The organism is Streptomyces sp. NPDC002577, from assembly GCF_053594815.1.
In genome coordinates, this window is record NZ_JBSFWK010000033.1 from 82504 (window position 1) to 102845 (window position 20342).

Annotated in this window: 13 protein-coding genes; 8 read left to right on the forward strand and 5 right to left on the reverse strand. The window is 68.2% G+C overall.

Going from position 1 to position 20342, the window contains the following annotated elements:
- Positions 1-3 precede the first annotated feature (3 nt).
- The 3 genes from ACWD4J_RS31180 to ACWD4J_RS31190 all read right to left on the reverse strand — a co-directional run bounded on the left by ACWD4J_RS31180 (position 4) and on the right by ACWD4J_RS31190 (position 1728).
- Positions 4-495, reverse strand: coding sequence for a succinate dehydrogenase hydrophobic membrane anchor subunit (locus tag ACWD4J_RS31180; RefSeq protein ID WP_451398800.1), 492 nt, complete (start codon positions 493-495; stop codon positions 4-6).
- Positions 496-500: 5 nt separating this feature from the next.
- Positions 501-881 (reverse strand): succinate dehydrogenase, cytochrome b556 subunit, encoded by a 381-nt coding sequence (gene sdhC / locus ACWD4J_RS31185; protein ID WP_451398801.1) that lies wholly within the window; start codon positions 879-881, stop codon positions 501-503.
- Between the two features lie 148 nt (positions 882-1029).
- The gene (locus ACWD4J_RS31190) at positions 1030-1728 is read right to left on the reverse strand and encodes a 2-oxo-4-hydroxy-4-carboxy-5-ureidoimidazoline decarboxylase (protein ID WP_451398802.1); all 699 of its coding nucleotides are present in this window, start codon (positions 1726-1728) and stop codon (positions 1030-1032) included.
- Between the two features lie 484 nt (positions 1729-2212).
- On the opposite strand from ACWD4J_RS31190, the gene ACWD4J_RS31195 reads away from it, so the two are divergent.
- From ACWD4J_RS31195 to ACWD4J_RS31220, 6 genes are all read left to right on the forward strand, one after another.
- Positions 2213-3838 carry a family 20 glycosylhydrolase gene (locus ACWD4J_RS31195; protein ID WP_451398803.1) on the forward strand — a complete coding sequence of 542 codons (1626 nt, stop codon included), beginning with the start codon at positions 2213-2215 and terminating at the stop codon, positions 3836-3838.
- Between the two features lie 135 nt (positions 3839-3973).
- Positions 3974-4489 carry a hypothetical protein gene (locus ACWD4J_RS31200; protein WP_451398804.1) on the forward strand — a complete coding sequence of 172 codons (516 nt, stop codon included), beginning with the start codon at positions 3974-3976 and terminating at the stop codon, positions 4487-4489.
- A 166-nt stretch (positions 4490-4655) separates the two neighbouring features.
- Positions 4656-5237 (forward strand): hypothetical protein, encoded by a 582-nt coding sequence (locus ACWD4J_RS31205; protein ID WP_451398805.1) that lies wholly within the window; start codon positions 4656-4658, stop codon positions 5235-5237.
- A complete protein-coding gene (locus ACWD4J_RS31210; RefSeq protein WP_451398806.1) occupies positions 5238-6017 on the forward strand; it encodes a hypothetical protein in 780 nt (259 codons plus the stop codon).
- Positions 6018-6050: 33 nt separating this feature from the next.
- Positions 6051-6611 (forward strand): cysteine hydrolase family protein, encoded by a 561-nt coding sequence (locus ACWD4J_RS31215; protein ID WP_451398807.1) that lies wholly within the window; start codon positions 6051-6053, stop codon positions 6609-6611.
- A 43-nt stretch (positions 6612-6654) separates the two neighbouring features.
- Positions 6655-7095, forward strand: a complete 441-nt coding sequence (locus ACWD4J_RS31220) for a DUF5959 family protein (protein WP_451398808.1) — start codon at positions 6655-6657, stop codon at positions 7093-7095.
- A gap of 88 nt (positions 7096-7183) precedes the next feature.
- Here the strand turns inward: ACWD4J_RS31220 and ACWD4J_RS31225 are convergent, their stop codons facing one another.
- A complete protein-coding gene (locus ACWD4J_RS31225) occupies positions 7184-9814 on the reverse strand; it encodes an FG-GAP-like repeat-containing protein (RefSeq protein WP_451398809.1) in 2631 nt (876 codons plus the stop codon).
- 202 nt (positions 9815-10016) lie between these two features.
- Positions 10017-10559: a hypothetical protein gene (locus ACWD4J_RS31230; protein WP_451398810.1), complete on the reverse strand. Its 543-nt coding sequence runs from the start codon at positions 10557-10559 to the stop codon at positions 10017-10019.
- Positions 10560-12030: 1471 nt separating this feature from the next.
- Here ACWD4J_RS31230 and ACWD4J_RS31235 point away from each other — a divergent pair.
- Both ACWD4J_RS31235 and ACWD4J_RS31240 read left to right on the forward strand, forming a co-directional pair.
- Positions 12031-19689: a golvesin C-terminal-like domain-containing protein gene (locus ACWD4J_RS31235; protein ID WP_451398819.1), complete on the forward strand. Its 7659-nt coding sequence runs from the start codon at positions 12031-12033 to the stop codon at positions 19687-19689.
- A gap of 84 nt (positions 19690-19773) precedes the next feature.
- Positions 19774-20172 (forward strand): hypothetical protein, encoded by a 399-nt coding sequence (locus ACWD4J_RS31240; protein ID WP_451398811.1) that lies wholly within the window; start codon positions 19774-19776, stop codon positions 20170-20172.
- Positions 20173-20342: the final 170 nt, after the last annotated feature.

The window sequence follows — 20342 nt, forward strand, 5'->3', positions numbered from 1 at the left end:
TGCCTAGCGGATGTTCGGGTCGAAGGTGAAGATCACCAGCGTGCCCAGCAGGACGGTGAACACCGTGGCGGTGTACAGCAGCATCTTCAGCCAGAAGCGGGTGGTGTCCCGCTCCGCGTAGTCGTTGATGACGGTACGCAGGCCGTTGCCGCCGTGCAGCATGGCGAGCCACAGCATCGCCAGGTCCCAGATCTGCCAGAACGGGGACGCCCAGCGGCCGGCCACGAAGGCGAAGCCGATCTTGCTCACGCCGCCGTCCAGGACCAGCTGGATCAGCAGGTGGCCGAGGACCAGGACGACCAGCACGATGCCGGACAGGCGCATGAAGAGCCAGGCGGCCATCTCGAAGTTGCCGCGCGTCGAGCGCGGGGTCTTCGCGGTGCGCTTGCGCGGGGCCTCGATGACGGGGGCCGGGTTGTCGATGTCGTACGCGGTGCCGGCGCCGCCCTCGACGGGGCCGATGCCGGAGGTTGCGGTGGTGGTGTCAGCGGACATCGGCCTCAGCTCCCGAAGAGTTCACGGACGGCGTGGCCGAGGACCGGGTACAGCGCCCCGACCATCAGGACGACCCAGATGCCCATGACGGTCCAGAGCATCTGCTTCTGGTAGCGCGGGCCCTTCGACCAGAAGTCGACGGCGATGACCCGCAGGCCGTTGAGCGCGTGGAAGAGGATGGCGGCGACGAGGCCGTACTCCAGAAGCGCGACGATAGGCGTCTTGTAGGTTGCTACGACGTTGTCGTACGCCTCGGGGGAGACGCGGACAAGAGCGGTGTCCAGCACGTGTACGAACAGGAAGAAGAAGATGAGGACGCCGGTGACTCGGTGAGCCACCCACGACCACATGCCTTCCCGGCCGCGGTACAGCGTTCCAGCCGGCACGGAAGAACCCTCCGGGAGCGGGGATTGGGGCCGCGCCGGCTTGTCTGTCGGTCGGGCCCGGCCGGGTACGGTCCACCGGCCCCGGCCATCGTAGCGACGACTGGTCGGAACGCTTACTTGGGGCCTACCGATGTGATCAAACCGGCAATCAAACTGGTACGTACGGGCTATCGGGCCGGCCCGAATCCACTGTTTCCGGCGAATCCGGGCGGGGCCCCGTGTCCTGCGCCGACCGGTCGTGCGGGAACGGGGACGTTCCGAGCCGGTGGACGAGGTGTGAGATCCGCCCACGGGCGAGGCCCCTGAGCTCATCGGCGGCCTGCACCCGCTCGTCCTCCGGGTCGTTGTTCAGCCGTGCCCGGATCGCGGCCAGCAGCTGGCCGAGCGTTTCTTCTGGAGCGACGTCGTCCAGGCAGATCACGAAGGCGTGGCCGAAGCGGCTCTCGTACGCCGTGTGGGCGGCGCGCAGGGCGGTCTGCGCGGTGCGCAACGCGGTGCCCGAGCCGGTCTCCGGCTGGTGCGCGGACTCGGCGGCGAGGGCCTGGAGCACCTCGGCGGGCGTCAGGTCGTATGCCGCCTCGTCGGCGGCCGCGAGCAGGGACTCGAGGTCCGGGAAGGGCCGGTGGGCGGCGAGGCGCCGGGCCCAGCGGAGGCTGCCGCAGCAGGTGAGGAGCGCGCTCTCGGCGACATCGGCGGGCGCGGTGTTGAACCGCTCGAGTCCGGGCAGGCGCGGTGTCGCGGGAATGCCTCCCGGGCCCTTGAGGCACTGGCGGAGGTTCTGGTCCGGAATCGCGGCGCGGCCGGGGAGGCGAGGGAAACGGTGCGAAGGCAGCGGTGCGCTCCTCATGGGGGCGCCCCCAGCGTTGGCTGGGGGAGGGTGTGGGGGGCACTGGCGGCGTGGCACCGGGGTTGTGGTGCCGTGCGGTGCGGCGTGACGCGGTGCAGGCTGGTTGTAGTGCGTGCGGTTGTCGTGCATGCGGTGCACTGCGTGGGATGCGGTGCAGAGCGCTGATGGTTCCCGACGTGGTGTGGTTTCGGTGAATGACCCGTGCTTCAGCTGTGGATGAAGTGATGAATGTGTCGTCACGCTATCGGCCTATGACGCGACCTGTCCGTTCGGTGCCCGAATTTCACCCGGACGGCAGAGTTTCGTCGCCCGGAGTGGACGTCGACGAGCATCGATCCGGTCATACGGTCACAGGAAGTCGTGCGCCCGTGGCGCCCCGTGTGAGCCGCCGGATGCGCCGGACGTGTCCGTTGTGCACGCTCGAAGAATCAGGAACTCGGGAAGCGCGGCCCGGCAGGGCCGTGATGAGGCAGGGTGCGACTTGGTGAGTCGAGTCTTCTGGGCATGGAGCGGTGCGGGAGCGGCCACGGCGGGCGCCGTGGCCCTGACGGTGACGCTGTGGGCGGGAGGCGGAGTCGGCGGCCCCGCCGCGAGCCTGCAGCCCAGAGGCACACCATCGGCCTCACGGGCGTCGATACCACTGGCGCAGTCGGCGGCACCGGCGGCGACGCAGTCGCCCAATCCCACGTATCCGCTGTCGACCGCACCGCAGACGATCCCCGCGGTCCGTGAGTTCACCGCGGCCCGCGGCCCCGGCTGGAAGCCGGGCAGCGGCCGGGTCGTCGTCGACGACGACGCGCTCGCGGACGAGGGCCGTCTGATCGCCGGTGAGCTGAAGCTGCGGTACGCCGGGAAGGTCGCCGCCGGCGCCGGGGACGTCGAACTGGCGCTCACGCCGGGCGCGAGCGGTGGTGCCGAGTCGTACACCATGACCGTCAAGAACCAGCGCGTACGGATCACCGGGCCCGGCGAGGCCGGCGTCTTCTACGGCACGCGCACCCTCAAGCAGGAGGTGCGCGGTCAGGGCTCCGCGCCCGAGGGCGTCGTGCACGACGCGCCCGCGAAGCCCCAGCGCGGGTTCCTGCTCGACATCGCGCGCAAGAACTTCACGGCCGGCTGGATCGAGGACCGCATCCGCGAGCTCGGCGACCTCAAGTACAACCAGCTGGGTCTGCACTTCTCCGACGACCAGGCCTTCCGCATCGAGTCGGACTCGCACCCGGAGATCGTGTCCAAGGTGCATCTGACGAAGGCCGAGGTGCGGGCGATCGTCGCGCTGGCCGCGTCCCGGCACATGATCGTCGTGCCGGAGATCGACTCGCCCGGTCACCTCGGGGCCGTGCTCGCCGCACACCCCGAGCTGCAGCTGCACAACGTCCAGGGCACGGCCGTGACCGGGGCCATCGACATCTCCAAGAAGGAGTCGGCGAAGCTCGTCGACGACCTGCTGAACGAGTACGCGGCCCTGTTCCCCGGGCCGCTCTGGCACCTGGGCGGCGACGAGTACCGCGCTCTGACGGTCAGCAACCCCGAGGCCTCGTACCCCCAGCTCGCCGCGGCGGCCAAGCAGGCGCACGGGGCGAACGGCCGGATCCAGGACCTGGCGACGGACTGGCTGAACGCCCGGGCGGCGACGATGCGCGCACACGGCCGCACGGTCAAGGCGTGGAACGACGGCTTCTACACCGGCGGCGTGGTCCAGCCCGACAAGGACATCCAGGTCGCGTACTGGACGGGCAGGGAGATAGGGGCGCGGGAGCCGCTGACGTATCTGCAGGAGGGACGGGACGTCGTCAACTACAACGACGATTTCCTCTACTACGTCCTCGGCCAGCCCAACCAGTTCTACTACCCCACCGGTGAACGCATCTTCGAGCAGTGGACGCCGCTCGTCCTGCGCGGCACCACGCCGGTCCCGGAGAAGTACAACGACCAGATCCTCGGTGCCGTCTTCTCCGTGTGGTGCGACCTCGCCGACGCGCAGACGCAGGACCAGGTGGCCGAGGGCATCCGGATGCCGCTGAACGCGATGATCCAGAAGACATGGGACCCGGGGAAGCCGGACATGACGTGGGCGCAGTTCAAGGCGCTGGCGGAGAAGGTGGGCTGAGCGGCCCGAAACCGCCAGATCTGTCTTACCGCTGGCGAACTCGCGTACGGGTGTGCTGTATTCGGCCGAGGAGTCCTGAAAGAGCCGAGATTCACCGCAGGACAGAGCCGTCGAGCGCACCGAGGGGCCAACGGAATGGGCTACTGGGGTTATTTCCTTGTGGGCAGGAGCGAGCGGCCGCTCGCCGAGCTGGCCGCGCTGCAGGGCGTACGCGATCAACTGACGCTGCACGAGCAGCGCGCCGGAGGCTGGCAGGTGTGGGAGTGCCCGGGCGGCGGCGAGGGCACCCAGGACGTCGGCAGCATGAACACGCTGGCGCTGGAGACGGGCGCGCCCGCGCTGTTCGGCTACGTCATGGACAGCGACTGCGTGGTCGTCGAGGCGGCCGGGCCCGAGAGCGGGGCGTGGACCGCGTGTCTGGCGCGCGGCGCGATGGCCGCGTACCTGGGCGCCGACGACCTGACGCTGGAGGACTACTTCCTCGAGCCGCGCGACGCCGCCGAGCGAGCGGTCGCATGGGCGGCTGAGGCGGGCCGGGACGTGCCGGACGAGCCGCTGGTCGAGGTGCTGACCGCGGACCCGGATCCGTTCGCGGAGGCACTGTTCTTCCGGCTCCTCGACGGGCTGGGGGTCGGGCCGCTGCCGCAGTGAGGCAGCGGGTCAACGGGCCTGGGGCACAGCGGAATTGAGCGGCCGTTCCACTGCTGCGGCGGCCCGGGGTCGTCACGTTCCGAGACCGCGCGGTCCGGGTGCAGTGACGTTCCCGGGGCTTTGCACGCAGTAAGGGGAGGTTCCGAGTCCGCAAATGGAGGCGCAGATGAGCCTGGTGGAACTGATCGCTCAGGCCGACGAGCGAGGTCTGGCGGCGAGCGGTCTCGCCTGCCTGGACCGTTGCGTGCCCCTGCTGGGCGGTGACGACGACGTGCTGCGCCCGCTGTGGGCGAGCCTCACGGACGGCGAGGACTGGGGTGAGCGGCTGGTCAAGGCGCGCTCCGCCCTCGACGCGGGGGAGGTGGACGACGACGAGGCCTGTGTCCTGGCCCGCCGGATGCTCGGCGCCGCGCCCCTGGTCCTCCCGCAGAGCCGCGAGTCCCTGGCCGGCACGCCCGAGGCCGCGCAGCTGCGCGAATGGGCCGACGCGTGCTCTGTGGCCGCACTCCAGATACACCGGATGCTCGACTCCAAGGACGACGGCGCCCAGTCCGTGACGGCCCGGCGCGAGGGCAGTACGGACGCCATGTCCCCGCTCGTCGCCGCCGAACTCAGGCGTCAGATCACCATCCTCGAACTCCTCTCGGTCCGTGGCGGGGGCGGGCTGCGCCAGGCGCTCGACGTGTCGACCGAGGGCCGCCGCGTCCTGCGCGCGGTGGTCTCGCGCAGAGCGCGGGGGCGGGTCTGAGTGTTCCGGACCGGCCGGCTCTCGCCGCGGTCGTGGCTGCTGCTCGGCCTGCCGCCGCTGCTGCTGCTCGCCCTGCTCTACCCATACCCCCATCCGTATCTCCCGCCCTGGCGGGACGCCGGACAGGGACACTGGGGCGGCGCACTCGGCGAGCTCAAGGACACCGCGCTGCCCGGCGGCGGCACGGCGGCGCTCTCGGGGTGCGGCGCGACCGGCCCCGTACGGCCCGAGCCGCGTGGCGCAGGCGAACGGGACGCACTTCCGCAGCTGGTCATCTCCGCCTACGGCTACTACGACCCGGGCCCGCGCACGTCCGGGCGCCCCCGCTACACCATCACCGCGAACATCGCCCCGGGCGACCGGACGCTCACCCTCCCTGCGCCGGTCGGCGAACACCGCGTGACGGTGGACATGTACGGCCCGCACGGCGAGGGACGCACCGCCTCCGCGCGCGGGCTGACGGCGGACGTCGTCGTCGGCATCACGGGCAAGCGCGCCAAGACGCCGAAATCGGGAGAGTTCCGCTTCACTCCGGCCAACCAGCTGACCCTGCAAGTGGAACTCCCCGCCGGGGCTCTGTGCCCGGGCTACACATTCACGAAAATCACCCAGTGCTCACCGGAGAGGACCAACAATGTCGAGGACTGCCCGGTGATGGTCCTCACCCTCTCCGACCCGGCGATCCGCGCACAGCGCGCCGAGGAGAGGTCCGAGAGCCCGTCGTCGGTCAGCGACCGGCTCGTGGCGGTGACGTACGAGCCGAAGACCACGGACGCATAGCCAAGACGACGGACGCAGAGCCAAGGGGAGACCATGACGACACTCGAGAACCGGCCGGACACCGCACTGCTCGTCATCGACGTGCAGAACGGCGTCGTCGGGGGAGCGCACGAGCGGGACACCGTCGTCGCGAACATCGGCAGCCTCGTCGAGAATGCGCGGCTGCAGCGGGTCCCGGTCGTCTGGGTCCAGCACTCCGACGAGGAGCTCGCGCAGGGAAGCGACGACTGGCGGATCGTCCCCGAGCTGACTCCGGACGACGCCGAGCCGCTCGTAGGGAAGAACTACGGCGACTCCTTCGAGGACACCACCCTCGAGACCGTGCTGGCGGGCCTCGGAGTCGGCCGGCTCCTCATCACCGGCGCGGAGACCGACGCGTGCATCCGCTCGACGCTCCACGGCGCCCTCGCCCGGGGGTACGACGCGATCCTCGTCAGCGACGCCCACACGACGGTGGACAAGACGGCATGGGGCGCGCCGGCGCCGGACCAGGTCATCGCGCACACGAATCTGTACTGGACCTACCAGACGGCGCCGGGCCGGACGGCCGGAACGGTCGAGACCAAGGATGTCGACTTCGGCGGCACGTCCTGACAGAGCTAGTGTTCGGCCCACTACGCGAGCCGGGAGGACACTGGTGGCTGACGGACCGATCGACCTGATCCGACTGGAGGGCGAGGGCAGCAGCGTCGTCGTCCGGATCACCGGGATACGTGAGGCAGGCCCGGCAGCAGACTCGGCTGCGGGCGACGTGCTCGCCGGAGAGATCCTGGTCGACACGCCGTTCGTACGGGGAAGCACCGGGATCTCGGTCTTCCCGGAGGACCTGCGGCAGTGGCAGGAGGCCCTGGACGCACTCGACGCCGGGCAGGACGTCGCGTGGCGCGAGGGGGTACGCGGGCCGGAGATGTTCGTCGAACGTGACGCGGACGAGGAGCGGGCCCATGTCACGATCAAGGACGGTTCGACGTCCCTGACGACGGTGACGGTGACCGTCCGGCTCGCCGACTCCTGGTTCGACGACGCGTACCGGCGCCTGGACCTGACCTGGGAGACCTGGCCACGGGCCGAGGACTGAAGAGCACTGAAACAGACGGCCGGGCCCCCAAGCGGGAGCCCGGCCGTCGTGCCGTCGTGAATCCGAGCGGCGGTCGCCTATGCCGTCGTCACGGCGTCAGCGTCTGCCCCAGATGCGCGCTCGTCGGTGTCCCCAGCTTGTCGCGGCCGATGTAGTAGGCCTTCGACGGGGAGACGCCGCTGCTGCCGCTCGGCACGTAGAGGACCGTGCCCGCGTAGGAGTCCTCGCCCTCGACACCGAGGGTCAGGTCCGCCCGGCCGTAGCCGGAGAGGTCCGTAAGGGAGACGGCGGAGCCCAGCTTGTCGTTGGTCTCCGTGGCGCCCGTGATGCCCGTGGTGTCCTGCGAGAAGGCGAGCGCGCCCGTGCCCGTGAGGCCGGCCGACGTGCCCTTGATGAGCCAGGCCGAGCCCGCGTTGGAGCGGTTGGTGGTGCGGGTGATGTCCTCGTTCGGGGCGCCCGCGAGGACGTCCAGGTAGCCGTCGCCGTTGTAGTCGCCGACCGACACCGACCAGCCGAGCGCGTCACCGGACTCGGCGGCGCCCGGGACCCCGGTGGTGTCCTGGTGGATCGTCGTCATGCCGGTCGTGGTGAAGCCGGTGGACGTGCCCGGGACCATCGTCACCTGGCCGCCCGCGTGGGCGCCGGACTCGGCGGTGTACGGCTGGCCGATGACGATGTCGTCGTAGCCGTTGCCGTTGACGTCGCCCGCCGCGATGGAGCGGCCGCCCTTCACGGAGAGCGTGGACACCTTGGTCAGGCCGGTCGACTTGGAGCCCTTGAACCAGGTGACCCGGCCGATGCCGGACGAGTCGCGGTAGTTGAGCGCCACGTCCGCGTAGCCGTCCCGGTTGAAGTCACCGGTGGTGGCGTCGGCGTAGGCGAGGGCGCCGGAGCTCGACGTGACCTGTCCGGCCACCTCGTGGCCGTCGGCGAATCGCGCCGCCCAGCTGCCGCCCGTACCGGTGGACGCGGCGAACACGTCCGCCTTGCCGTCGCCGTTGAAGTCGCCGACGGTCACGGCAGCGCCGAACTTCGCGCCGGTGAGCGTGTAGTCGTCGCCGAGGGCCATGGTGGAGGCGTTCTGGTCGAACTTCGGGCCGTACAGGATGGTGACCGCGCCGCGGTCCGCGTGACCGGTCGAGTCGTCCTCGCCGGGCGCGCCGATCGCGAGGTCCGCGTACCCGTCGCCGTTGATGTCGCCCCACGCCGTGGCCGCGCCCCACTGGTCGCCGGACTCGGAGGCACCGGGGACGCCCGCGCTGGACTGGGTGAGCCGCAGTTTCGAGCCGGCCGCGGGGCCGTTGACGCTGCCCGGGACGATGACGACGTTCCCGGTGCTGCCGGAGGCCTGGGGGACACCGGCGACCAGGTCGCTGATGCCGTCACGGTTGAAGTCCGAGGTCGGCAGGGCGTGCGAGACGCCGGGAAGGGCCGCCAGGGTCCGGATCGTGGCGAGCTTCGAGTAGAGGTTCGCGCCGGGGCAGGCCGTCGAGTTCGTGTCGCGGTGGCCGAAGACCCGGGGCAGCTCGATCGAGGTGCCCTTCTCGATGAGGTTGCCGTCCTGGCCCTTGGGGCTGCCGGAGGTCAGCGTCACCTTGCCGGTCGGGTCGATGCCGTACATGCCGAACTTCCAGGCGACGACGCGCGCGATGGCCTGGAGGGCGGCCTTGGTCGGCTTGGCGGTCTCGAAGTTGCCCAGGTAGGAGATGCCGACCGTGTTGGTGTTGAAGCCGACGTCGTGGGCGCCGACCACGGGCAGGTCCATGCCGCCGCTGCGGCCCTCGAAGATCTGGCCGCAGCGGTCGACGAGGAAGTTGTAGCCGATGTCGTAGTAGCCGCGGCTGAAGTGCTCCTGCTGGATGGTGCGCAGGCGGGCGCGGGAGTCGGCGCAGGAGATCGTGTTGTCGCTGTCGGTACCCGTGTGGTGGACGACGGCTGCCTTGATCTCCGTGCCGTACGAGGGCGTTCCGTCGTAGTCCGTGGAGGCGCCCCACTCGGCCTGAGTGATGATGGGCGGCTTCACGACCGTCGAGGGACGGGCCGCGGGCACGGTGCTGGACGGCTCGGGCGTCGGCGAGGCAGAGGTGGACTCGGAGGCCGACTCCGACGCGGACTCGGACGGCGCGATCGGCTCCTCCGAAGTGGCCGGGGCCGACTCGGTAGGTGTCGCGGATTCGGTGGCCGTGGCGGACTCCGTGCCCGCCGACTCGGTCGCCGCGGCCGTGGTCTCCTCGGCGGCGTACGCGGCGGGCTGTGCGTCCGCCGTGGCGGTGCCCTTGGGGTCCGTACCGGGGTCGAGCAGCTTGACGTCCAGCCCGGACGGCTGGCCGGTGGCCACAGAGCCGTCCGCCTTGATCAGCCGGACCTCGATGCCGTTCGCGTCGTCCGTCCACAGCGAGGCGGTGGCGCCACGTGCGGCGGCTCCGGCCTGCTCGGCCTCCTTGCCGTCGGCCGAGAACGGGTCGTCCGGCAGCTTCTGCCACGTCGACCAGCCGCCGGACTCGGTGTCGCGGTAGCGGACCTCGGGTGTGCCCTTCAGCTTCGCGTCCGGGTCGCTCCAGGTCAGCATCACGGCGCTGAACCGGTCGGTGCTCTGCTTGGCCAGACCCTTGCTGCCCGAGCCCTTGTCGGCGAGCTTCAAGGTGTGCACGGAGGGCTTACGGGACTTGGCGTCCGTGTCCGCCGAACCGGACGGACTCGCCACGGCGTATGTGACCACGCCGCCCCCGCCCAGGACGACCGCCCCGATCGTCAGCCATGCTCTCCGCTTCAGACTTAGCGGTTTGTACGCATGAGTCTTTCGTGGACTCAAATGCCCCACCCCTAGAGATTCTTCACCATTTGACCACCCGTCACAGGGGTGGCATCTCATTCAGTACACATCTATCGGCAAACATCACCACCCAGAGATGTGGTCTATATCACTTGGGTGTTGACGGTGGCGGAGTAGAAGGCAATTCGCCCTGACATGTCGCGCGGCCGAATTCACCGAAGGCGGTGGCGGTCTGAACGTGCTTGCCGCGCACGGCCAGTGCGCAGCTCGCCCGCCCGCCCTTCTCGCCGAGCGTGATGGTCACGACGGGCGCCTTGCCGAGCGGGACGTCGACGGTCTTCCGCCAGGGCAGCTCGACCGCGGTCGCCACGGCGGCCTCGCCTGACGGGCTGCGCCCCTGGTACGTGATGTCGGCCGTGCCCTCGCCGGTCACTTCGTACGTCACGGAGGCGCGCGGGACGTCCTGCTCCGGCTTCTTCCCCTCGGTGTCGAGCACCCCGTACAGAACGAGCCCACCGCAGGCGGCGAGCAGCGCGCCGGCGACGGTCAGGGCGCGCCAGTCCAGGCCTTTGGCCGCCGTGGGGCCGGCCGGGGCCCCCGTGCCGGCCTCGGCGTCGGCTTCGGCGGGCGCAGTGATCTCGGGCGTGTGCCCGTGCGGCTCGGCGCTCTCGGTCGATTCCGTCGACGGCATGCGGCTCTGCTTTCCCTTGGTCTGCTGGTCTGCTGGTCTGCGTTCAGGGTTTTGTTCGCTGTGCATTCCCTGGTGAATGCGCGTGACGCAGAGCCGAGGTTTATACCGCATTCCACGGGGCTCGAGCCAGCGTCCGGATGAATCGGGCGAATCCCTCGGCGTCAACTGTCCGTTTTATTCCGTCCATTGACAAAGTGGATCTCGGTTGATTAGAACTCGCCACGCCACATAGGGGGTTCACAGCTCCACCGACGCATGTCCGGGCGGTCTCTATGGCCATGGGGCGGCCCGGACATGCGTCGACGGAACCAGCCATGCCCGAGAACTGGGGCGTTCCCGTGTGGCTCAGCTCGAAACAGTCGTCCGGCCGGGAAACCCCGGTCGGCAGTTCGGCGTGCCCGGATTCCGTACCCGTTTCTTGTGTGCGCGGGAGAAAGAGGAGGAAGGGGGCGCCGCCAAGGAAAGGGCATTGGACGTGAAAGTCCGATACAGGAGATTCATCTCCTGCCTGGTCGTATCGGCGGTGGCGAGTACCGCGCTACCGCAGATCGCCTATGCCGCACCCACCTCGAAGGGAGACGACGGCAAGGGGCTCGTCGACACCCTCAAAGGCTGGTTCTCGGACGACGACCGGCCAGAATTGGCCAAGCCGGCGTCGTACGGGGATCTGGGGATAGCCGACCGGCAGAAGCTTCCCCGGGGCAAGAACGCCCCGAAGGCGAAACGGGTCGGGGAAATTACGGGGAAACGTTCCCCCAATGCACGCTACTGGCAGCTCTCGGACGGCCGGATCCAGGCGGAGGTGTCCGCGGTCCCGACCTCCTACCGGAGCGGGAAATCCAAGTCCTGGAAGGACATCGATGCGGCGGTCACGAAGACCGGCCGCGAGGGCTTCGAGTTCGCCAACACCACGAACGTCACGCGGAGCTGGTTCGGGGGCGATGCGGACCGGCTGGTGCGGTTCGAGGCGCCTGACGGGCGCTCGGTCACTCTGGGGCTGGAGGGTGCCGGCACATCGCTGAAGCCGGTGGCCAAGGGCGACACCGTCACGTACGAGGACGCGGCCGCGGGCGCGGACCTGTCGTACCAGGTGGGTCCGGGACGGGTGAAGGAGAACATCGTCCTGGCGCAGCGGCCCGACGGTCCGCTGAAGTTCACCTTCACCCTGGACACCGACGGGCTGACGCCGAAGGCGCGGGGGGACGGCTCCGTCGCGTTCTACGGTGAGGCCGAGGACCCGGTGCTGGTGATCCCGGCGGCGTTCATGACGGACGCGAAGAAGGACGCCGATTCGCCGTACGGCACCGCCTACAGCACCGACGTCGAGCAGCGGCTCTCCCGGGACGGGAAAGGCTGGAAGCTGACGGTCACTCCGGATGCGAAGTGGCTGGCGGCGAAGGAGCGGCAGTACCCGGTCACCGTCGACCCGACGATCGCGATCGCGCCGACGCCGTCCACGGCGCAGGACGTGATGATCTCCTCGGACGGGCCGGGGTCGAACTACGACGACAACTGGCGGCTGTCGGTCGGCAACACCAGCACCGGCTCTTCCCGGGCGCTGCTGAAGTTCCCGGTGGGCAGTATCCCGGCGGGGACGAAGCTGGATTCGGCCGATCTGAAGCTGTACTACGACCAGACCCACACCGCCGGTGACACGGAGGTGCAGCTGGAGGCGCACCGGGCGACCGCCGACTGGAGCGAGTCCACGGCGACCTGGAACAGTGCGAGCGGCATCACCGGTGAGCTGTCCGGTACCTCGGTCCTGGTGGACGACGGGGACGTGGGCACCACGGCGGCTTCGGGTGCCTGGCCGGCGTCGGGGAACACCGCCTATACGCAGTACGCGGTCAACCAGGACTATCTGTACAACAAGGACGCCGTCGCGGGGGACACCTACACCTGGCAGCCGAATCTGCCGGAGGACGGCGACTACCAGGTCGAGGCGCATTACGTGCCGGCGACGGACCGGGCCACCAACGCCCCGTACACCGTCACCTACAGCGGCGGGAGCAAGGCCTACTCCGTCAACCAGCAGGCGGGCTCGGCCGGGGTGTGGAAGACGCTGGGCACCCACCCGTTCAAGGCGGGTACCGCGGGCAAGATCGTGCTGGGCGACGGGCCTGCGTCGACGAGCACCGCGGTGCTCGCGGACGCCGTGCGCTTCACCAAGGGTGGTGTGGTCACCAAACAGCCGTCGCAGGTCAACGTGTGGCACTCGTTCTCCGTGACGAAGACGGTGCAGTCGTGGATCGACGGCACCAACACCAACTACGGCTTCGTGGTGAAGGCGGGCGACGAGTCCGCCAACGGGCCCAAGGGCGGCCCGCGCTACGAGGGCAGCGAGTTCGGCTACGGCGATGAGACCGCCAACTACCCCCGCCTGGTGCTGACCTACGGCCGGCCGGGCGTGGAGCTCGACCCTCCGACGACGATCCACGACACGGGCGCGGAGCTGAAGTGGTCGGCCTACAGCGACCCCTCCACCGCCACCGGTGACGACATCGTGGAGTACCAGGTCCACCGGTCGGTCTTCCAGACGTTCACGCCGTCGGCGTCGACGCTGGTCGCCCCGGTCGACAAGGCGGCCACGTCGTACACGGACAGCTCGGCGACGCCGACGCCGGCCGACAGTGCGGATCCGTTCGGGCGGGCCTACTACTACATGGTCGCGGTCAAGACGAAGGACGGCACGGTCACCTCGGCGCCGACGCAGCTGGTCAGGCTGCCGAAGGCGGGCCGCACCGTCAAGATCGTCGAGGCGTCCCAGGACACCACGCTGTCGTCGGCGGAGCCGAGCGCCACTCATGACACGATCACCGACGGCGTGCCGCAGAACTGGCTCACGGTCGGCAACAACTCGACCACCTACGGCACCACCCGGGCGGCGCTGAAGTTCCCTGCCCTGGGCATTCCGTCCACGGGCCGGGTCCTGGACGCCACGCTGCGGCTGTGGGGCACCCAGACCACCACGGACACCAGTGGCGGCGTCTACGAGATGCGGCCGCTGACCAGGGACTTCGACGAGGCGGCCGCCACCTGGACCAAGGCGAACGCGACCACCAACTGGACCACCGCCGGCGGCGACTACGGTTCCACGGTCGCGGACACGGTCTCGGGGGTGACCAACGACCCGGCCCGCCTTGACTGGAGCGCCACCTCGCTGGTGCAGGGCTGGGTCACCACACCCGGCTCCAGCCAGGGCGTGCTGCTGAAGATGCAGAACGAGTCGGTCCAGCAGGAGCGCACGGTGCTGCTGTCGACGGAGGCGCCCGAGAAGCGGCTGCACCCGCGCATGGTCGTCACCTACATCGACTCCACCACGGAGTCGACGTACTACGCGCCCAAGACCCCGGCACGGATGACGCCGAACTCCACCTACACGGTCGAGTTCACCCTCACCAACACCACCAACACCGCGTGGGCCGCGGGCGAGCGCGAGCTGTCGTATACCTGGAAGCTGCCCGACGGCACCGACGTCACCAACGGCGGCAACCAGGTCTCCACAGCGATCCCGGCCCTCTCGCCGGGTCAGTCGACCGTGCTGCAGGCGCAGGTCAAGACGCCGATCAACAGCGACAACGGCAACAAGCGCACGGACTACGTGCTCGGCTGGGACGTCCGCAAGATCTCGGACGGCAGCTGGCTTTCGGCCGGCACCGGCGGGATCCCGGGCCTGAATCAGAACGTGGCCGTGGAGGACCCGACCTCCAACAGCCTCGGTCTGGAGAAGTTCTACTCCTACACGGGCAAGAACACCGGCGCGGGCTCGACAGTGATGAACAACCTGTCGTCGGGCAACAGCGTGTGGTCGTACAACGCGTTCACCAACCCAGGGCGCGGCCTGACGACGTTCGCGCGGTTCGCGTACAACTCCCTGGACACCTCCGACACCGTGATGGGTGCGGGCTGGTCCGCGCAGCTGGCCGGGCCGATCCGCCTGGGCGCGCCGCTGGACTTCCACCCCAATCCCAATCCGACGGAGATCCGCCTCCCGGACGGCGACGGCACGACGCACGTCTTCACCAAGCAGGCGGACGGCAGCTGGAAGGCGCCGGCGGGCGTCCACTACAAGATCACGGCGAAGGCGGGCCTGGACTGCACCCCGGACAAGGATCCGGTGCCGGACGCCTGGACCCTGCTCCGCCCGGACGGAACGCGCTTCTTCTTCGGCTGTGACGGCTACCTGACGTCGGCCGTGGACAAGAACGGCAACACGCAGACGTTCACGTACGAGGAGCGCAAGTCCAACAACAAGCCGACGAAGTTCCTCACGTACATCACCGACCCGGCCGGCCGGCAGTCGCTGACGGTCGACTACTACAAGAAGGGCGACGCGTCGTACGAGTACATCGACGACTCGGGCGCGAAGGTCACCGGCACCAACCTGACCAACTCCAAGATCTACGACCACGTGAAGTCCATGACGGACATCTCGGGCCGCAAGATCTCCTTCTACTACACCGACAAGGGCCTGCTCGGTCAGTTCACCGACGGTGACGGTTCCTCGCAGCCCAAGGTGTTCAAGTTCACCTACGACGCCACCCAGGGCAACAAGAACGTCAAGCTGGTCAAGGCCACGGACCCGCGCGGCCACGGCACCCAGCTCGCGTACTACGCTCCGCAGACGGGTGACGACCCGAAGTACCACTGGTGGACCAAGACCATCACCGACCGCCTCGGCGGCACCACGGACTTCGGCTACGCGGCCAACAGCACGAACACCGAGTTCACCGACACCACGGTGACGGACGCCGAGTTGCATGCGACTAAGTACGTCACCGACGACTTCGGCCGCCCGGTCCAGACGACCAACGCCAAGTCTCAGACCACCAAGATGTCCTGGGACGCCGACAACAACGTCACGTATCTGGAAGAGGACAACGGGGCGAAGACTGCGTACTGCTACGACCAGAAGACGGGCTATCCGCTCTGGCAGCGCGACGCGGAGAACAACAAGTCGGGTGTGCCGCCGTCCTCGGACTGCGCGCCGGGGACGTATCCGGCGGGCGCGTCGAAGTACGAGTACCAGACCCGCGCCGACGGATTCTCGGCGGACCTCTTCCGCAAGACCTCTCCGGCGGGCCGCGCCTGGCAGTTCGGCTACGACTCGTTCGGCAACCTGAAGACGGTCACGGACCCGAAGGGTGTGGCGACGGCGACGGCGGGTGACTACACCACGTCGTACGAGTACGACTCCTACGGGCAGCTGACCAAGGCCACGGACGCCAACGGCAACCCGACGACGAACAGTGACTTCGGTCCGACGGGCTACCCGGCGGAGATCACCGACGCGCTGAACAAGTCGGCGTCGTACGTGTACGACGAGCGAGGCCAGGTCACCGAGGTCACCGACGCGCTGGGCAAGAAAAGCACGCAGACGTACGACACGTTCGGGCGTCCGCTGGTCAGCACCGTCCCCAAGGACCAGGCGGCAGGCGTCCTGATCACGACCCCGGCGCCGGAGTACGACCCCAACGACAACGTCACCAAGTCGACGGCACCCAACGGGGCCGTGTCGACGGCCGTGTACGACGAGACGGACCAGATCACCTCGGCCACCGCACCGAAGGACACCTCCACGTCGAACGAGCGGAAGACGACCTACACGTACGACAAGGTCGGCAACCTCAAGATGACGACGGAGCCCAAGGGCACGCTGACCACGACGGACGCGACGGACTACGTCACGACCAACAACTACGACGAGATCTACCAGCTCACGTCGGTCGTGAACGCGGCGGGCGACAAGATCTCCTACGAGTACGACGACGTTGGCAACCTCGTCACGGTCATCGACCCGAAGAAGAACGCCACGGCGGGCACGACGGACTACACGTCGAAGACGGCCTACGACCTGAACCACCGAGTCACGCAGGTCACGGACCCGGCGGGGAAGACGACGAAGCGGTCCTACGACAAGGATTCGCTGGTCGTCTCCACCACGGACGCGGAGAACAACACCACCACCGTCACCTATGACGAGCGGGGCAAGCAGACCGAGGTCAAGGTCCCGCACGACGGCACGTCGACCATCACGTACCGCACCACGAAGTACGAGTACGACCAGGTCGGCAACACCACCAAGGTGATAACGCCGCGCGGCACGGAGACCTCGGACACGGAGGATTTCACCGCCCGCACGGAATACGACGCGCTGAACCGTCCCGTCAAGCAGTTCCAGCCCTACGACCCGAACGACACCCGCTACAACGATCCGAACGCCTACACCGAGAAGTCGTACGACGCGGTGGGCAGAGTGGCGAAGACCTCGCTGCCGCCGTCCGAGGGCCAGACGGTCCGCAACGACACCACCTACAGCTACTTCGACAACGGCTGGGTGAAGTCGTCCACCGACCCGTGGGGCATCGTCACCGCGTACGACTACAACGAGCTCGGCCAGCAGACCAACCGCACGCTGACCTCGGCGGGCGGCTCCTCGGACCGCACCATGAGCTGGTCGTACTACCCCGACGGCAAGCTCAGGTCCCGCTCGGACGACGGCGTTCCGGTCGGCAAGAGCGTGGTGCTCGTCGACAACTCCGACACCCAGAACACCTCCTCCACCGGGACCTGGACGACGGGAGACATCACCGGCCAGCAGGGCTACGACCACCGGACCCACGCGGCGGGCACGGGCACGGACGCGTTCACGTGGACGCTGAACATCCCCAAGGACGGCACGTACACCGCGTACGTGAAGTACCCGCAGGTCACCGGCGCGACGGCCACCGCGAAGTACACGCTCACCCACGGTACGACCAGCGAGCCGGCCGTCACCAAGAACCAGACGACGGGTGCGGGAACCTGGGTCGGCCTCGGCAACTACTCCCTCAAGCAGGGTGAGGACACCAAGTTGAAGCTGGACCAGAGCAGCGGCGGCATCGCCGTCGCCGACGCGGTCAAGCTGGTCCGCGACAACGCGGGTGAGACCGACAACGAGAAGAAGACCTTCGCCTACGCCTACGACCTCAACGGAAACCTGACGTCGATCGACGACACGTCGTCCGGCGCGAAGATCGACGCCTACACGGTCGCCTACACCGGCCTCAACCAGGTCCAGAAGGTCACCGAGGACCTCGCCGGTCAGGAGAAGAAGGCCACGTCGTACACCTACGACGCCAACGGCCAGCCGGAAACGGTGAGTCACCCCGACCAGTTCTCCAAGTACACCTACGATCTGCGTGAGTTGGTGAAGACGATCTCGGTCGGCGACTCGTCGACCGACGCCGCCCCGAAGGTGACCTCCTACACGTACACCGACCGCGGCCAGAAGCTGAAGGAGACCAAGGCCAACGGTAATACGGTTGACTACACGTACTACCTGGACGCGGCACTCAAGTCGACCACGGAGAAGAAGCCCAACGGCACCCTCGTCTCCTCGCATACCTACGCCTACGACCCGAACGGCAACAAGGCGCAGGACGTCGCGAAGAAGATGAACGCCGACGACCACGCGGCGTACCTCTCCTCGACCACGGACTACACCTATGACCCGGCAGACCGGCTGAAGGAGGCGGCCAAGACCGGCAACGGAGCCACCACGGAGACCTACGTCCACGACGACAACGCCAACGTCATCCGTCAGACGGTCAACGGCGTGGAGACCCAGTACGACTACGACCGCAACCGGCTGCAGTCGGTGACCACGGCGGGCTCCACGGCGAACTACACCTACGACCCGTACGGTCGACAGGAGACCGTCACCGCCGATGGCAAGGTCATCTCGCGCAATGTCTACGACGGCTTCGACCACGTGGTGGAGTCGCAGAAGCTGCAGCCCTCCGGCGGCCTGAAGTCCACGACGTACACCTTCGACCCGCTGGACCGCACCGCATCGAAGACCGCGGACGGCAAGACCACGGACTTCGAGTACCTGGGTCTGTCCGAGGAGGTCCTGGACGAGAAGGTCGCCGGCGAGCTGACCAAGTCCTACCAGTACAGCCCGTGGGGCGAACGCCTGTCCCAGGTCAAGCACAACACCGACGGCACCACGGAGGACGGCTACTACGGCTACAACAGCCACTCCGACGTCGAGACCCTCACCGACGACAACGGTGACACCAAGGCGACCTACGGCTACACCGCCTACGGCTCCGACGACACGTCCGAGTTCACCGGCATCGACAAGCCCGACGCCGCGGACCCCACCAAGGAGGTCTACAACGCCTACCGCTTCAACGCCAAGAGGTGGGACGCCCAGTCCGGCACGTACGACATGGGCTTCCGCGACTACGACCCGGGCCTGAACCGCTTCACCACCCGGGACATGTACAACGGGGCCCTCGCCGACATGAACCTCGGCAACGACCCGTACACCAGCAACCGCTACTCCTACCTCGGCGGCAACCCCACCAGCCTCGTCGAACTCGACGGGCACTGCCCACGTGACATCTGTGACTGGCTCGACACGTCGAAGACGTCTGCCTCCAGCGGATCCACGACGAGCTGCCCGCTCGTGCTGCTGAGCTGCGCCGGGACCGGAAGCACGGAGTGGCACCCGCCGATGGCGGCGTTGACCGACTCGCAGATCCCTGCCAAGGGGGCGTTCTCGCTGAACACCGTCCTGCAGAACCCGGACATGCTGAAGGGCATGACGCCGGAGGAGTTCTTCACTCGCTGGGACGGTGTGCTGCCCGAAGGCTGGAAGATCGAGACTCCGACCAAGGGCCAGCGCCAGAACGGCTTCAAGTTCCAGCAGTACATCCAGAAGAAGACCCGGACCGGCGGCGTCAAGGAGAGCCCCGGCAACGGCATGATCAAGTGGCAGCCCGGTGGCCGTCACGGCACCGGCTGGCGCGTGAACCAGACGGGAGGCGGCAGGTCCGAGCACCTCAGCGCCCCGGACTCCGGGGTCTGGAAGGCGGACGAGCCGCTCGAGAAGAACCTCGGATCGATCCAGAAGTCGAACCCGTCCATTCCACGTCCCCGTATCAACTCGGCGGGCGCCGTACTGGGTGTGCTGCAGGTCGCGGACTTCAGCGTCCTCGTCTACAAGTACGGTTTCTGGAACGCGGTGGAGATGCAGAATGCCTGGCTGTATCCGGAACAGGAGCAGGGAGGATACTCGGAGTACATCGGCATCAATGAGGACGGTTCGGTGTGCAATCCGACGTCCGGTAACTGCGCTTGATCACTGGTGCAGTTGACGTAGTTCCAAGGCCGCCGGGCGTCGCATACGACGCCCGGCGGCCCGTCGTGATGTGGAGGAGACCGGATGTACGACCTCAAAGTGCAGAGATTTCTGAACCTGATGCGGCTGCTCGATGCGATGGCCGCGGAGCCGGTGGTCCAGCTGCAGTATCTGGGCTGGCGGCAGTTTCCCGATCCGGTGGCGGCGATGGGAGAGTTCTTCGAAGACCTTCAGGGGTACGAGTCCCTCATCGAGGAGATGGCGGACGACGGCGATTTCCGTCCGGAAGAGCAGGAGTTGTTCGCACACGTCCTTTCGCTGTCCGAGTCGATCGACGCGGACCCGAATTCCTATACGCGAGCCGCCGTGATGTATGGGGATGCGTGGCGTGAGGTGCGTGATGCCGCCATGGTCTTGAAGCTTTCGCTGTCCGCCCTGACCCTTCGGAATCCCGGATTCTTCGCCTCTTCGGACGGGGCGTAACTGCTCCGGCGACTCGCGCTCGGTCAGGCCCGTCACGGCATCACAGATGAACAGGGGTCTGTCGCGCACCGCCGGCGGTGCGCGGCAGGCGCCCCCCCCCCCCCCCACCACGTGCTAGCGCAGAAACAACGACTGAAAAAACATAAATCACCGCCCGTGTAGGTTGTCTT